We start from the raw sequence: 15,063 nt of genomic DNA, 5'->3' as shown, positions 1-15,063 counted from the left end.
AAAAATATGTATGATATCAATCAAGTAAGAGCAGATTTCCCGATTTTATCGAGAAGGGTCTATGATAAGCCATTGGTGTATCTGGATAATGCGGCAACCACGCAGAAACCATTGTGCGTGCTCGATGCCATGCGCGACGAGTATCTCAACGTAAATGCCAATGTGCATCGTGGTGTTCACTATCTCTCTCAGCAGGCTACCGACCTTCATGAGGCAGCCCGCGAAACCGTGCGCAAGTTTATCAATGCGCCTAAGGTTGAGGAAGTCATCTTTACCCGCGGTACTACCGAAAGTCTGAATCTCGTGGTTTCATCGTTCAGCGATGCCTTTATGAGTGAGGGCGACGAGGTGATTATCTCTACCATGGAGCATCACTCCAATATCGTGCCTTGGCAGTTGCAGGCTGCCAAGAAGGGAATCGCCATCCGAATAATCCCTATCAACGATAAAGGTGAGATTAACCTCGATGAATTCGCCAATTTATTTACCGAACGCACCAAAATCGTGAGCATTGCCCAGGTAAGCAACGTGTTGGGTACGGTGAATCCGGTAAAAGAGATGATAAAGATTGCTCATGAGCACGATGTGCCTGTCATGGTGGATGGCGCTCAGAGTACTCCTCATTTTGCTGTGGATGTACAGGATATGGATTGCGATTTCTTCGCTTTCAGCGGACATAAGATTTATGGTCCTACCGGTATCGGTGTGCTTTACGGCAAGGAAGAATGGCTCGACAAGTTGCCTCCTTATCAGGGCGGTGGCGAAATGATTGAGAGCGTAAGTTTCGAGAAGACTACTTTCGAGAAGTTGCCTTTCAAGTTCGAGGCTGGTACTCCTGATTATGTAGCTACCCACGGTCTGGCGAAAGCCATCGATTATGTTTCTGCACTCGGCATGGATAACATTGCCAAGCATGAGCAGGAACTCACCCGCTACTGTATGGAGCAGATGCGAACCATCGATGGAATCAGACTTTTTGGTGAACAGGAGGGCAAAGATGCCGTTGTCAGCTTCTTGGTTGGTGATATTCATCATATGGATATGGGCACCTTGCTCGACCGTCTGGGCATCGCTGTACGTACCGGTCATCATTGCGCTCAGCCTTTGATGGACCGCTACGGCATTCTCGGCACTGTTCGTGCCAGCTTTGCCCTATATAATACAAAGGAAGAAATAGATGCGCTTGTAGCGGGCGTAAAACGCGTGGCTATGATGTTCTAAAGATAAAGACTTTTTAGCCGCATACAGCGCACGTAAAAGCCTTATTTAGCCAACTGGCGAGCGAAAGACAACCCACTGGCAAGCAAAGAACAGCCAACTGGCGCTACTGCGGACAGTTGGCTGTTTGCGTTTGGCAGTTATCAGAAAGTTGAGGTTGGAATGCCCAAATACTCTTCACTCTTCACCCTTTTATCGTAACGTATTGTTATACTGAGACTTACGCGCAGAAGAGACGTTCTGACTCTTCACCCACTCTTCACCCACTCTTCACCGCCTGGTGCTATGAGGGTGAAGAGTAGGTGAAGAGTAGGTGAAGAGTGGGTGAAGAGTGGGTGAAGAGTTGAAATGCTCTTATCTTTGTAACTGCCCTATAATTAGGCGGTTACAAAATAGAGGTGAAGAGTGAAGAGATAAACGTAAAATTCATCATAATTATGTTAGAAAGTCATTATTATAAGGATATGGTAGAGGCTGGCTGCGATGAGGCTGGCAGAGGATGTTTGGCAGGCAGCGTATATGCAGCAGCCGTTATCCTTCCGCCCGGTTATCAGAATGCCGAATTGAACGACAGTAAGAAGCTCACAGATAAGAAGCGCAAGGCGCTCCGCAAGCAGATAGAGCGTGATGCTGTAGCTTGGGCTGTGGGCATTGTTACTCCCGAAGAAATCGATAAAATCAATATCCTCAACGCCAGTTTTCTGGCTATGCACCGTGCCCTGGACCAGCTCAAGGTTCGTCCGGAGGCAGTTATCGTGGATGGTAACCGCTTCAAACCCTACAAGGATTTGCCTTATACAACCATCGTAAAGGGTGACGGCAAGTATCTGTCTATTGCAGCTGCCAGCATCCTTGCCAAGACCTATCGTGATGATTACATGGATGCGCTTGCAGAAGAATATCCGCAGTACGACTGGAAAGGCAACAAGGGTTATCCTACCAAGAAGCATCGTGCTGCCATCAGGGAATTTGGAGTCACTCCATATCATCGCATGAGTTACAATCTTTTAGGAACTGGCGAATTGAGTATAGATTTCAAGGATTAGAGGCTACAGATTTGGTCCTTTAATTTAAAACGAAGTCTGTTTTTTCTGTCGATTATTATAAACGAAAAGGAGGTAAATGCCATCGATGGGTATTTACCTCCTTTTCGTTTTTTCAGACAGATACGGAGAATGTCTAATCTGTCTTTTGTCATCAAGGCGATATTAGAAATCGAGGGTGATACCCTTTTCGTCAATCTTCTTGTATGTCTTGTCGTTTACAGTCACATTCTTCGAGTTCTTAGCATCGAAGGTGTGATTCTTTGCACTAACTTTGATGTTTTCGAGCTTTACGCCGTCAGTACGGTTGATGACGATACCATATTCAGCATTGTTAACCTCCATATCCCTGATGTGGATGTTGCTTACCGGCATCTCTGGGAGACCGTTGAAGTAAGCTGCACGACGGGCTGTGCGGCAGATGACATGGTTGATGTCGATATTGCGGAAGCAAGGTGTTGTCTCGTCTATCTTGAACTTCTGTACCTTCTGGCTCTTAGCCTCATCGCCATCGTTGAGAACCTCAACGGCAGACTTGCCACCGTAGTAAAGGTCGAAGGTGATGACATCTGTCTGAATATCAAACATTGACATGTTGTCGATGTAGATATTCTCTACTACACCACCACGACCGCGGGTACTCTTGAAACGGAGACCTACATCGGTGCCGAGGAACTGGCAGTCGCTCACCTTGATATTCTTTACGCCACCACTCATCTCGCTGCCAACAACGAAACCACCATGCCCCTTGAATACGGTACAGCCGTTTACGATGACATTCTCGCAAGGAATGCCGCGCTTTCTTCCGTCAGCATCCTTACCACTCTTGATGCAGATACCATCATCGCCTACATCGAAAGTAGAATTGACGATAAGTGCATTCTTGCAGCTCTCCAGGTCAAGACCATCACCATTCTGAGCGTAAGAAGGGTTGCGGACCAATACATCTTCTATAAGAACGTTCTCGCACATCAGCGGATGGATGTTCCATGCTGGTGAATTCTGGAAGATAACACCATTGAGCCAAACGTTCTTGCAGCTTACGAGACTGATCATTACAGGGCGGAGGAAACGCTTGATCTCGTTCCATTCTTCTTCTGAAGCTGGAGTTTTAGGCACATTCATGTTGGCACTGTTGTCTGCCTTCAATGCACCTTCTGATGGGAACCAGTAGTCAGCTCTCTTGAATGCACCGCCACGTGAAGTAATCTGCTTCCACTGTGCAGCGGTAACCTTCTGCTTCTTTAATGGGCGCCAGTATTCTCCGTTTCCGTCAATGCAACCTTGACCGGTAATTGCCACGTTGGTAAGATGATGACCTGAGATAGGCGACTGGCAGCGGCGTGTATCCAGACCCTCGAACGATGTTTCTATAAAAGGGTAGAGGGCATCGTCTGGTGAGAAAAGGATAACAGCACCTTTTTCGAGATGCAGGTTGATATTGCTCTTCAATACGATAGGACCTGTGAACCATACGCCCTGTGGAACGATGAGTTTACCGCCGCCTTTCTGAGTCAGCGCATCGATAGCCTTGGCAAAGGCTGTGGTACAGAGAGAAGAGCCATCGCCAATAGCACCAAAGTCTTTGAGATTTACCTCATTGGCTGGGAATTGCGGACGAGTCACCTTCTCCATCTGGAATGGTAGATTTTCGTAAAGAGCATCATACTTCTTGATGTCTGTTGCCTGGGCACTTAGCGCCAACAAGCAAGCACATACCATGCTAAAAAATTTCTTCATCTATTTTTTCGGTTTGTTGGGTTATTATATATAAGTTATTTCTTCTGCAAAGATAAGTATTATCTTTTGAAAAGCCAAAAATAGAAAGACTTATTCTAAATAAATCGCTGTAAACGTTTTCGTGAAGTGGGGGGTATGATAAGATATAAGCGGATATATAATGATGTTATAAGTGCATATATAATAATAAGGTATATAAACGAAAAAAGGAGAGAAGTGAACTTCTCTCCATCTTGGTACCCAGACCCGGGATCGAACCGGGATGGATTGCTCCACTGGTGTTTGAGACCAGCGCGTCTACCGATTCCGCCATCTGGGCAAATACCACTTAGCTTATTTGCGGTTGCAAAGGTACTAATAATTTTTGAACTGACAAACTTTTTGGGAACTTTTTTTTCGAAAAATGCATTTTTGATGCAGAAACATTAAATTTTTGTTGTTTTTATAGTCCACTTTATTAAATTTCAAGAAAATCTTTGGCACTTTCACGGATAATCACTAACTTTACAGATGAATTTTGAAAACCAACAAAATATTAGACTCAAGATATGAAGAGTAACGGAAATAATTATTGTGTGATATTGGCGGGAGGTAAGGGCCGCAGACTCTGGCCTTGCAGCCGCAGCAACTATCCGAAGCAGTTTGTCGACTTCTTTGGAGTAGGGCGCACCCAGCTTCAGCAAACCTTTGACCGTATGGCAAAGATCGTGCCTGCCGACCATATATTTATCAACACAAATGAAGAATATGTTCAACTGGTAAAGGAACAGTTGCCTGAGGTTCCTGCAGAACGAATATTGGCGGAATCTATTCATCGCAATACGGCACCTAGCATGGCATGGGCCAATCATCGCATCTCGATGCTCAATCCTGATGCCTGCATCATCGCCACTCCTTCGGATCAGGCTATCTTCAATGAAGATGCTTTCCGGGAAAACGTATTGGAAGGTCTGGCTTTTGTGGCAGAACATGACCGTTTCCTGACGATGGGTGTGAAACCAACCCGTCCTGAACCTGGATATGGATATATTCAGATGGGTGAAGCTATCGGCAACGGATTGTACAAGGTGCAGTCGTTTACAGAGAAACCGGAAAGAGAGTTTGCCAAGATTTTTGTAGAAAGTGGAGAGTTCTATTGGAATACGGGTTTATTCCTTTCTAATGTGAAGTATCTGCGTGAGTGTTTCTGCAAGATTCTGCCCCCTGTACTCCGTGATTACGATAAACAGTATCCGGAATTCAGTGTGGAGACTGAGAATGCATACATGAAAGAGAGCTTCTCTTCTTATCCTAATATATCAGTAGATTTCGGGATTCTTGACAAGCCTAGCAATGTCTATATGATGAAGTGTGACTTCGGATGGGCTGATTTGGGTACCTGGCACAGTATCTACGAGGCGATGCAGAAGAGCAGCGATGACAACGTGGTTGTTGACAGCGATGTGATGATGGAGAATTGTCACAACAATGTAATCAAGTTGCCTAAAGGAAAGCTGGCTGTATTGAACGGACTGGACGGTTTCATAGTAGCCGAGAATGATAATGTATTGTTGATATGCAAGAAAGAAGATTCTTCTGCCCTGGTGCGTAAATATGTAAACGAGGTGCAGATGAAGAAAGGCGATGAGTTTGTCTAAGCAAGAGCTTATGAAATAAAGATATAAAAAGAGCTGCGAAGCATATTCGCAGCTCTTTTTCTGTTTGAAACTTCTTGCATTTAAAGTTTCTTGAATTCTGTATAAATCTTATCAGCAATTTCCTTGAACTCTTCCTCTGTGAGTTTGAGATGCTCCTTGCGGAAGTTTACATCAGCTTCGCTGTTCATTGGGATGAGGTGGATATGGGCATGAGGAACCTCCAGACCCAAAACAACCTGCGCCACTTTCTTGCATGGGAAGGATGCCTTGATAGCCTTGGCTACCTTCTTGGCGAAAACCTCAAACTCAGCCAGGTCTTCGTCTTCCATATCGAAGATGTAATCCACCTCCTTGCGGGGAATCACCAAAGTATGACCTTTGCCGATAGGGCTAATGTCGAGGAAAGCATAGAACTTGTCGCTTTCTGCACACTTGTAGCTAGGAATCTCTCCTGCTGCAATCTTTGAAAAAATGCTTGCCATAATCGCTAATCAATTTATAATTAATAATTTATAATTTACAATTCATATTATCTTATTCTCTTTTTGAAGTCGTTGCATCGGCTACTTTCATTTTCTATAGAGTATATCGGGTTGGCTTACATATAACATAAAAGGAACCGTCATACGGGCATCGCTGCCGATATGATAGTTCCTTTTATTCCGTTTTATTCAAATGAAATCTTGTCGATGCGAAGATTGATGGTGCCGCGAGGAATCTTGATTTCTGCAATCTCACCTACCTTCTTGTTGAGCAATCCCTGTGCGATAGGAGTCTTGATGGAAATCTTGCCTTCCTTCAAGTTTGCCTCGCTCTCGCTCACGATGGTATAAGTCATCTTTGCCTTGTTAGCCATGTTGGTCATCTCTACCTTCGACATAATCTGCACGCTGTCGGTGCTGAGCTGCTTGGTATCGATAATCTTAGCCTCGGCAATGGTGAGCTTCAGGCGATTGATCTTATCTTCCAGATGAGCCTGTGCCTCTTTAGCGGCATCATACTCAGAATTCTCACTTAAATCACCCTTGTCGCGGGCTTCAGCAATTGCGGCTGATGCCTTAGGGCGCTCTACAGATACGAGCTGTTTCAGCTCAGCTACGAGTTTGTCGTAGCCTTCTTGTGACATGTAAGCCATAATTTTCTTGTTGTTTTAATGTTATTAATAATCGGTTGGCAAGTAGCATAAAAAATAAAGAATTCCAGTGCCAGTGGAGCACCGGAATCCTATATCTGTATTTATGTCTCTTGTTTATCCTTTTGTGTATAATCCGAATGCAAAGATAGGACTTTATTTCCGTATCACCAAATTTTTTGGGGGAAATTTTAAAAATATCCTCCTTTTTCCTTCACATAGTTCATTAATTCGCTAAAAATCTGATTATTGCGCAATATCTCCGGGTTGCCTGTCATAATCATCTGCTTTCGGGCACGGGTGATGGCTACGTTCAGCTTGCGGTCGATGATGGCGCCGTCTTCTACGAAACTGTTGCCGGCAAGGAAGTCGAGCTGCCAGATGTTCTGGATGGTAAAGCTGTAGATGATGACATCGCGCTGACTGCCCTGGTACCGCTCTACGGTATCGATACTGATTTTCTCCAGTTCCGGAATACCGAGCTTTTCGATGCCTTTGCGTACCATGGCTATCTGGTTGCGGTAAGGAACGATGACGCCTACCGTCTTCTTGGCATCGAAACGCTCTCCATAGAAGCGGTGGATGCGGTGAAGCAGGTCTACCACGATTGCTGCCTCGTTGGCATTGATCTTATCGGATACATTCGGTTCCTTGCAGAATTTGGATGGGAGGAATATCATGCGGTGCTCCTTCAGTAGGTCGTCGAGCGCATCTTCTGACGGGAGAGTATATGACAGCTCCGTCTCCAACTGGTGTGGGCATGGCACGGGTTCCAGTTTCTCCCGACGGTAGAACATCCGGTTAGGAAACTCTGCAATCTCGGGATGCATTCTTCCTTGGCGGCGCAGAATGCCGATGAATTCGCTGCGTTCTTCGTGATCTTCCCAATGAATCAGACGTTCGAAGAGGGAGTTGCGGCAGTTGGTAAGACAGATGTCCTGCAGGATGCTCATGTCGATGACGCCACCTTTCTGACTGTCGTTGATGGTAGGAATGCCTGAATCCTGCTCGCTCTGCTGCACCACGGCTGGCAACTGCTTGTAGTCGCCGATGAGGATGAACTTATCTACTGCTGATAAGAGACCGATGAGATTAGGCTCCAGTATCTGGCTCGACTCGTCGATGATGGCAAGCTTGAAGTGCTTCAGCGAGAAGATGAACGGCTTGGAGGTCATCATCGAAGTGGTGCCCACGATTACACGCGTTCCTATTATATATTGTTTGATGGCTTCGAGCTTCGGACAGTCGCTGATGGCTTTCTCTATCAGATAAGGGCGGAACCGCTCATCGCAGGAGTACTCGCTGCCGAGGCGAAGGAATGGGATGCCGGAATCTACCAGCATCTCGCAGATTTCATCCACGGCTCGGTTGGTATAACTCATCAGGAGGATGGAGGATGCAGGCTGCTGAGCCGTCTTGCCTCCCGAGGCGATGCTTTCTGCTGCGGGCATTCCCGTTCCATCGTTCAATGCTTCTTCTACCATAAACTTCAGGGCACGACTGGTCTTTCCTGTTCCCGGAGGTCCCACGAGCAGGAAGTAATCCTGTGCCTGCTTGGCACGGAGAATGATGTCGTCCAGTACATCATCGTAATGTCTGGTCAATGTAAGCGAGGCATCTCTTTGCGGAGCACGCTGCCCTAACAGCAGGTCGCGTTTCTCCTTGGGTGCACAGATAAACTGGTGCAGGTTACGTATGCTTCCGCCTGTTGATGCATCGCTCGTTCCATGTTCTATGGCGTAAGGCAGATTCATCTCGAAGATATCGGCATTCTGCTGTCCGTCGGTGAGATGCACCACAATCTCATCGCTGTGAATCTCCTGTAGTACACCTTTATATAATATAGCCTTTCTTACATCGGGTTCTTCCTTCAGCTTGTAGGTATAGAGATACACCATGTCGCCGATACGGAAGTTGGGCAGGAAGTCCTTTCCCTGGTCGGGCACGCTCAGGGTGATGGTATCATATCCGCTTCCTGCGCTGCTCTGTTCCTTCCGGATGATGTGCAGGTCGGTATAGATGTTGCCGGCATCTTTCTTTTCGGCGAGTGGCATGGTCCAGAGGTCGGAACTGGATGTGTTCGTTCCTTCCTGTGCGCCCACCTTGCTGATCATCTGTTCCCGCAACACGAAGGTCATCATGCGGCAGAAGTAAGCCTCCTCTAATGGGGTGAGGTTGTGGAGCGGACTGGTGATGGCTTCTATCTGCGGCTTCAGATACTTGTTGTAGAAGAAGTCCTGGGTACCTGCCACATTCAAAACTTCGGGGGTAAATTCATTCAGTGCATGCTCGAATCCCTCCTTGGCTATCTCGAAGGAGGCGGCAACGAGCTGGTTGCGGTATTCGATGGCCTCCTTGAAGAGCTTTTGGTAGTAAGCCACTACCATCAGTCCGTCTTGAGGCTGATACTTGGAATAGAGCAGACGGATATTCACGCGGTCGTTGCTCAGCTTGAAGTTGTGCTGCAATACGCCATAGTAGAGCAGCAGCTGTACATAGTGGGGCTCCAGCTGATAACTGTGATAACCCGGATCTACCTGATGGGTTTCGATATTCATGTTGCGTCCCGATTTCTGCTCCACCAGCAGTTTGCAGTCGGTGGTCATCAGGTCCACACGTCCCTGTATGCCGAGTGCTTCGCAGACGAACGAAGGTTCGAGGATGGCTTTCTTCCTGTCGTAAAGACTTTCGCCACGGAAGGCTGACATCTGTGCCTGCGATGCGGTGCGGGGGAAGAGAATATCCACTACCTGCTGCAGATTGAATGCCTGCTGGTTGGCATCTGTATAGAATTTCTTGGCATCAAACCAGGGACAGGTGCAGAACTCCAGTGCTTTCTCCCTGAAATTCGTCTTTATGGTTTCGTTCATCTGATATTTGCCGTTTGTATTGATGATGTCATCCAGCGCAGCACCGGCAAAGTTACCGAGCAGGGTAGCCTGGGTGTTGGCACGGGGTTTCATCTGGTTCAGCAGATAGAGCAGGGGATGATGACCGAAAGCCGTGAAGCAGGTGGCAATGCTACTGATATCTACCAGATAATCGGGTTCCACCACGATGAGTCGGGGGGTGATGATGGGCTGTTTCACCTGACAGTCGAGCAGGTTGAGCTGCATACCTTCCTTCAGGATATCCCAGAGGTAGGTATGGTCGATATGGTTCTCTTCATCTTTCAGTTGAACGAGATATTCCTCTTCGTCAGCATCCTGGTCAATATCCACGCGGATGAAATCGCTGTCCCAGTTCTTCACGATGCAGCGGATGCGGCGGTTGTTGATTTCCAGTCCTTTCTGATAAGGGCGGTTGGTATGGGGAATGAGCACGTTCAGCTCGTGGGGAACATCCACTCCGAATACGGCAGAGATGAAGATGGCTAGGGCACGTGCATCATATTTCAAATCTTCGCTTGAGAGCGGTTCCTGCGAATTACTGTGCCGGCGCATGGTCTGGATGGCAATCTTGTCTGCCACCTTGATGCCGTGAGCCTTACAGAGATAATCTACCTGGGAGAAAAGGTTACCGAAAGCCTGTTTCGTTTCCTTCACTCCTTCGTGGCAGCAGAGGATGAGCGTATCGTGCATCATCTTGTTGCGTGTCTTCGGCTCCAGTTCGGGGAGCGTCAGGAGTTCCCTTACCCGCTGGAAAAGTTCAGCGGTGCTGATATTGTTTTGATTCATGAAATATTGCTTAATCTTGAGAGATGTTTACCTCATCTCTATCCTCGAAAATGCGATTATTGGCTGTTTTTATTCCCATTATGGTAAAATGTTGTATTCTCTCTTCAGCCAAAGCTCGAAGACAGGATCGACGAATGAGAAATCTTGAAGATGTTTCTCAACGAGATCTTTCTCTACTAATACTTTCTTATTTCTTGTGATGCTCTGTGGCTGCCCCAGACCATACTTCTCTACGACATCCTTGGCATTGAAGTGCTTTTCGCCAGAAGCAATGGCTTTCAACATGCCGATTTGGGTGGGAGTGAGCTCGTCCATCTCTGTCAAGAACAAGTCTTCGTTGGTGTCCAAAACCAGTTGGAGCTGGTTGTCGAGGAGTTCTTGCGTCACCTCTTTGTCTGTGTGTGACCATAGGAAGAAGCAATATTGCTGTACGTACCAAGAGTTATATTTCACTCTTTCGCATAGACATTCTGCTTGACTCTCAGAGATACTTTTTCCTGTCTTCTTAAAATTGCTCATGATGTATGGAATCCAATATTCCTTGGCTATTCTCTTCAGGTTCATCAGTTGTCCGAACTTAAAGAAAGGGCTGTTCGTCTTGTTGAAAATATCTTTCATCATGTGCATCTTGCTGCCGTAGAGACAATAGGTGGTATGGTGCTGCAACTGCCATTCAGCCCTCAGCATAGCTTCAAGGTTCTTCCATTTTGGCAGGTTGGCGAGTTGCTGAAACTCATCGATGCAGACGATAATCTTGATGCCTTTAGCTTCGGCTATCCTTTCGGGGAGTTGCAGAATGTTTTCAGGACTTTCCTTTACAGGATTCACCTTTAGGTTGACCTCTACACTATTCATTGGGTCGGAAGCTATCGTGATGCTTGGGGTAAAACGATTGATAAACTTCACCAAGTCAGATAATTTCTGTTCCAATGTGGAAGAAACTCCTTGTATCACGATGGAGGCAAATTTGTTGTAGAATTCCTCCTCCGTATGAATCTTGGAGGCATCCATGAAGCAAACCTTTGTCTTCGGTTCTTCCTGCATTAATTCTTCCATAGAGGTTCTGACAAGCGAAGATTTTCCCCATCTTCTTGGAGATACCAAGATGACGTTGATGCTGTGGCGAAGGAAATTCTTCAGTTCCCTTCGGTCTTCTACTCTGTCGATAAAACTCTCTTTCTCAGCGAGTCTTCCATAAATAAAGGGTATATCCATAATCAATTTTTTATAAGTGATGGCGCAAAGTTACAAAAATTATAAATACTCTTATAATAAATGTATTTATAATTATGGATAATTAACGTGGGATGGGAATAAGAAGTGTTCTATTAAGTATTTTTTTTCGTAAGAAATGCTTGTCGTATCATTTCTTTTTAGTATATTTGTAGCCCCAATTGAAAAGAAGGGGTATTATTAATCTAAAAATATTAAACAATGACAAAAGAAGAATTGATGCATAGAGCCATTGTGCTCTCAAAGAATAGCGTGAAGACGGGTGGCGGACCTTTTGGTGCTGTCATTGCCAAGGATGGTATCATCATTGCTGAGGCTTCTAACAGCGTAACCATCGACCTCGACCCTACGGCTCATGCCGAAGTGAACTGCATCCGACAGGCTACCCGCAAGCTGAAGACCTTCAATCTGGAGGGTTGCGAAATCTATACCTCTTGCGAGCCTTGTCCGATGTGCCTAGGTGCCATCTATTGGGCACATCTCGACCGCATCTATTATGCCAACGACCGGAAGGATGCGGCAAAGATAGGTTTCGATGATGAGTTTATCTACGAGGAGATAGACCGCAAGATAGAAGACCGCCACAAGCCGATGATTGCCTTGATGCGCGATGAGGCGCTCGGTGCTTTCCGCATGTGGGAGGAAAATGCGGAAAAGACAGAGTATTAATGAGATAAGATAAAAAGGGAAGGTTGCACGGAATATGAACTGCAGCCTTCCTTTTTTCGTAGATTCTTCTTGTATTCTATCATGCGGGATAGAGAAAAATGGAGAAAAGGAACAATTTCTCAGATTTTCTTTGTAATTTTGCCGCCAAATTCAGAAAAGACCCTGAATTGATGGATAATGGAATTTCTCTAATTATTATAACGACAATGGAACAGTCAATAGAAAATCTCTACAAATTAGACGGCAGAGTGCCCGTAGGTAAAGCACTCCCATTTGGTCTTCAGCATGTGCTGGCGATGTTCGTCAGTAATATTGCGCCAATCATGATTCTCGCTGGTGCGATAGGTCTGGACAGTTCGGTGAGCGCCGTGCTTATCCAGAACTGTATGGTCATAGCTGGTATCGGTACCTTGGTGCAGCTTTATCCGGTATGGCGCATCGGTTCTCGCCTTCCTATCGTGATGGGTATCTCCTTCACCTTCCTTTCACTTGCCATCGCCATTGCGGGTTCTCATGGCATGGGAACATTGGTGGGTGCCGTCATCATCGGCGGTCTGATTGAGGGTACGCTCGGTCTCTTTGCCAAGTATTGGATCAAACTCATTCCGCCTGTAGTAGCCGCTACCGTGGTAACAGCCATCGGTTTCTCGCTCCTTCCTGTTGGTGCCAACTCTTTTGCGGGTGGTCAGGGTGCAGCTGATTTCGGTAGCATGAACAACTGGGTTGTGGGTTCTGTCACTTTGCTGGCTTGTCTGCTTTGTCAGATTTTCGCCAAGGGTTTCTTGCGTTCTCTCTCTGTATTGGTAGGACTGCTGGTAGGTTACATCCTGGCGCTGTTTATGGGAATGATAGATTTCAGCGGACTTTCTGGTCTCTCTATCGTAGCTTTGCCAAAGATTTTGCCATTCACTCCTGAATTCAATATCGGTGCTATTCTCTCAGTTGTAGCTGTATATCTGGTTTCTGCCACAGAAACGATTGGTGATACTTCTGCGCTCTGCAACAGTGCGTTGAAGCGTGATCCTAAGACCAAGGAGATGGGAGCGGCAGTCTGCTGCGATGGTTTCGTCAGTTCGGTTTCCGGTCTTTTCGGTTGTACTCCTATCACTTCTTTCAGTCAGAATGTGGGTTTGGCAGCGATGTCGGGAGTAGTGAACCGCTTTACCATTGCCATGGGTGCCATCATCATGATTATCGGTGGTGTATTCCCTGCTATCGGTTATGTATTGACTACGATTCCTCAGGCTGTATTGGGCGGCTGTACCATTATGATGTTTGGTAGCATCCTTTTTGCCGGTTTCGGTATGATGGCGCGTACAGGCTTCTCCCAGCGCAACATGGTTATCGTGAGTCTTTCTCTCAGCGTAGGTCTCGGTTTCACATCTGCAACAGGTATGTTCAACATCTTCCCGGAGATTGTGCGCACCGTTTTTGCTGATAACTGTGTGGCAGTAGTCTTCCTGCTCGCCGTTATCCTGAACCTCGTGTTGCCAAAAAACTTGGATAAGGCATAAGAATTAAAGATATTTATATATAAAAAGGTGCAACTCACAAGTAAGAAAGTGAGTTGCACCTTTTTTGCTATAAACTGTTAACTATAAACTATAAACTATTAACTAAATCACTGTCCTCCCAGTCTTTCGAAGAAGGTGATGATTTCTTCGAAGGTCTTGAATTCATCGCTGCCGTATTCTATCGCCGTACCCATGAAACCGTCGCATGGACTAGGGTCGATGAAGTAATCGCCGTAGAGCAGGTTCTTCTGGTTGCAGAAGATGATGTGGTTGTAGGCTGGGGTAGAGAGATATTCCTCCACCCAGGTCTGCACCTTCGCCATGTATTCATGGTCGTTGGTTGGCGCTGGGGCTACGATATATACGTTGTAATGCTCTATCAGCATCTCGTAAGCCTTGTGCATCGAGCTGGTTGCCTTCATGTAACTGTCGTGCAGGGCATCGAAGTCGATGTATACGATAGGGCGCTCCTTGCCGTTCTGCTTGTCGTCAATCCAGCGGATAACCGGACAGAGATAGTGGAATGCTACCTTGTCGATAAGTCGGTGCTCGCCATGGAATGGGATGGCGAGTGGATAGTGCTCATGGAAGAGGTCGAAGGTATGGACCAGCGGATCTGCATCGCCGAAGAGACCGTAAACACGTTGCTGCTCCTCGGGAGTAATGTCCTGGAAGCAACGCTCGGTAAAGTCACGGTATTCCTTGATGAGGCCTTTGGTAACCATCAGTTCGTTCACTCCGTCCTTTCTCGGGTTCTGGAATTCCTGCTTGCCGGTCATGCTGCTCATCGTATCGCCCATCTCGAAGGCAGGGTTTACGAGGATGCGGTCGAATCCTTTCAGCAGTTCGGTATACATGCCTCCCATCGAGGTACCGATGATGAGGTCAGGCTTCTCAGTCTCCGCCATCTTCTGCAGCATCTCTATGCCCTCTTCCGGATGTACCGGAATGTCTTCAGCCACGAGGGTGGCATTCGGCATCAGTTCCTGCAACATCTTTACGGTGCCGCTCTGTGCAGAAGAGAGGAAACCGTGAACATACATGATTTTCTTGCCCGCCATGAGGTCGGGGAATTGTTTGATATATGGATTCATATTCTTATAGTTTTATAGGGGGTATCATATCATGCTCCCTGAACATCTTATTCATTTCTGCTGCAAAATTACGCTAAATTGCAGACAAAACAAAATTATTGGGCGA

At 46.5% G+C, this 15,063-nt stretch carries 11 protein-coding genes and 1 tRNA gene; 5 read left to right on the top strand and 7 right to left on the bottom strand.

Annotation, left to right across the window (positions count from 1 at the left end):
* Window positions 1-6 precede the first annotated feature (6 nt).
* Both ONT08_RS05085 and ONT08_RS05080 read left to right on the top strand, forming a co-directional pair.
* Entirely contained in the window at window positions 7-1,221 is a 1,215-nt protein-coding gene (locus ONT08_RS05085; protein WP_254974733.1) for a cysteine desulfurase, read from the top strand.
* Between the two features lie 434 nt (window positions 1,222-1,655).
* Window positions 1,656-2,264, top strand: a complete 609-nt coding sequence (locus tag ONT08_RS05080) for a ribonuclease HII (protein ID WP_118139284.1) — start codon at window positions 1,656-1,658, stop codon at window positions 2,262-2,264.
* A gap of 162 nt (window positions 2,265-2,426) precedes the next feature.
* Here ONT08_RS05080 and ONT08_RS05075 read toward each other — a convergent pair whose 3' ends face one another.
* On the bottom strand, window positions 2,427-4,001 hold the full coding sequence (locus ONT08_RS05075; protein WP_264959384.1) for a glycoside hydrolase family 28 protein: 1,575 nt from the start codon (window positions 3,999-4,001) through the stop codon (window positions 2,427-2,429).
* A 234-nt stretch (window positions 4,002-4,235) separates the two neighbouring features.
* Window positions 4,236-4,320, bottom strand: a tRNA-Leu gene (locus ONT08_RS05070).
* Between the two features lie 229 nt (window positions 4,321-4,549).
* Between ONT08_RS05070 and ONT08_RS05065 the strand changes: the two genes are divergently transcribed.
* Window positions 4,550-5,638: a mannose-1-phosphate guanylyltransferase gene (locus ONT08_RS05065; RefSeq protein WP_264959383.1), complete on the top strand. Its 1,089-nt coding sequence runs from the start codon at window positions 4,550-4,552 to the stop codon at window positions 5,636-5,638.
* Between the two features lie 80 nt (window positions 5,639-5,718).
* Here ONT08_RS05065 and ONT08_RS05060 read toward each other — a convergent pair whose 3' ends face one another.
* The 4 genes from ONT08_RS05060 to ONT08_RS05045 all read right to left on the bottom strand — a co-directional run bounded on the left by ONT08_RS05060 (window position 5,719) and on the right by ONT08_RS05045 (window position 11,662).
* On the bottom strand, window positions 5,719-6,120 hold the full coding sequence (locus ONT08_RS05060) for an HIT family protein (protein WP_117587867.1): 402 nt from the start codon (window positions 6,118-6,120) through the stop codon (window positions 5,719-5,721).
* Window positions 6,121-6,305: 185 nt separating this feature from the next.
* A complete protein-coding gene (greA, locus tag ONT08_RS05055) occupies window positions 6,306-6,773 on the bottom strand; it encodes a transcription elongation factor GreA (RefSeq protein ID WP_022120765.1) in 468 nt (155 codons plus the stop codon).
* A gap of 188 nt (window positions 6,774-6,961) precedes the next feature.
* On the bottom strand, window positions 6,962-10,447 hold the full coding sequence (locus ONT08_RS05050; protein ID WP_264959382.1) for a DEAD/DEAH box helicase: 3,486 nt from the start codon (window positions 10,445-10,447) through the stop codon (window positions 6,962-6,964).
* 78 nt (window positions 10,448-10,525) lie between these two features.
* Window positions 10,526-11,662, bottom strand: a complete 1,137-nt coding sequence (locus ONT08_RS05045; protein ID WP_264959381.1) for an AAA family ATPase — start codon at window positions 11,660-11,662, stop codon at window positions 10,526-10,528.
* A gap of 219 nt (window positions 11,663-11,881) precedes the next feature.
* Here ONT08_RS05045 and ONT08_RS05040 point away from each other — a divergent pair, with 219 nt between their 5' ends.
* On the top strand, window positions 11,882-12,349 hold the full coding sequence (locus ONT08_RS05040; protein ID WP_117587865.1) for a nucleoside deaminase: 468 nt from the start codon (window positions 11,882-11,884) through the stop codon (window positions 12,347-12,349).
* A gap of 206 nt (window positions 12,350-12,555) precedes the next feature.
* Entirely contained in the window at window positions 12,556-13,863 is a 1,308-nt protein-coding gene (locus ONT08_RS05035) for a nucleobase:cation symporter-2 family protein (RefSeq protein ID WP_118201758.1), read from the top strand.
* A 107-nt stretch (window positions 13,864-13,970) separates the two neighbouring features.
* Here the strand turns inward: ONT08_RS05035 and ONT08_RS05030 are convergent, their stop codons facing one another.
* Window positions 13,971-14,957, bottom strand: a complete 987-nt coding sequence (locus tag ONT08_RS05030; RefSeq protein ID WP_118201757.1) for a YqiA/YcfP family alpha/beta fold hydrolase — start codon at window positions 14,955-14,957, stop codon at window positions 13,971-13,973.
* Window positions 14,958-15,063: the final 106 nt, after the last annotated feature.

Source organism: Segatella copri, from assembly GCF_026015465.1.
In the GTDB taxonomy this organism is placed as follows: domain Bacteria; phylum Bacteroidota; class Bacteroidia; order Bacteroidales; family Bacteroidaceae; genus Prevotella; species Prevotella copri_E.
The sequence above is the reverse complement of the archived record's forward strand: the minus strand, read 5'-3'. Positions and strand labels throughout refer to the sequence as shown.

What these genes read in the sequence shown, in the direction of transcription:
- ONT08_RS05085 (WP_254974733.1), top strand. Translation starts at nt 7, where the DNA reads ATGTATGATATCAATCAAGTAAGAGCAGATTTCCCGATTTTATCGAGA.
- ONT08_RS05080 (WP_118139284.1), top strand. Translation starts at nt 1,656, where the DNA reads ATGTTAGAAAGTCATTATTATAAGGATATGGTAGAGGCTGGCTGCGAT.
- ONT08_RS05075 (WP_264959384.1), bottom strand. Translation starts at nt 4,001, where the DNA reads ATGAAGAAATTTTTTAGCATGGTATGTGCTTGCTTGTTGGCGCTAAGT.
- ONT08_RS05065 (WP_264959383.1), top strand. Translation starts at nt 4,550, where the DNA reads ATGAAGAGTAACGGAAATAATTATTGTGTGATATTGGCGGGAGGTAAG.
- ONT08_RS05060 (WP_117587867.1), bottom strand. Translation starts at nt 6,120, where the DNA reads ATGGCAAGCATTTTTTCAAAGATTGCAGCAGGAGAGATTCCTAGCTAC.
- greA (WP_022120765.1), bottom strand. Translation starts at nt 6,773, where the DNA reads ATGGCTTACATGTCACAAGAAGGCTACGACAAACTCGTAGCTGAGCTG.
- ONT08_RS05050 (WP_264959382.1), bottom strand. Translation starts at nt 10,447, where the DNA reads ATGAATCAAAACAATATCAGCACCGCTGAACTTTTCCAGCGGGTAAGG.
- ONT08_RS05045 (WP_264959381.1), bottom strand. Translation starts at nt 11,662, where the DNA reads ATGGATATACCCTTTATTTATGGAAGACTCGCTGAGAAAGAGAGTTTT.
- ONT08_RS05040 (WP_117587865.1), top strand. Translation starts at nt 11,882, where the DNA reads ATGACAAAAGAAGAATTGATGCATAGAGCCATTGTGCTCTCAAAGAAT.
- ONT08_RS05035 (WP_118201758.1), top strand. Translation starts at nt 12,556, where the DNA reads ATGGAACAGTCAATAGAAAATCTCTACAAATTAGACGGCAGAGTGCCC.
- ONT08_RS05030 (WP_118201757.1), bottom strand. Translation starts at nt 14,957, where the DNA reads ATGAATCCATATATCAAACAATTCCCCGACCTCATGGCGGGCAAGAAA.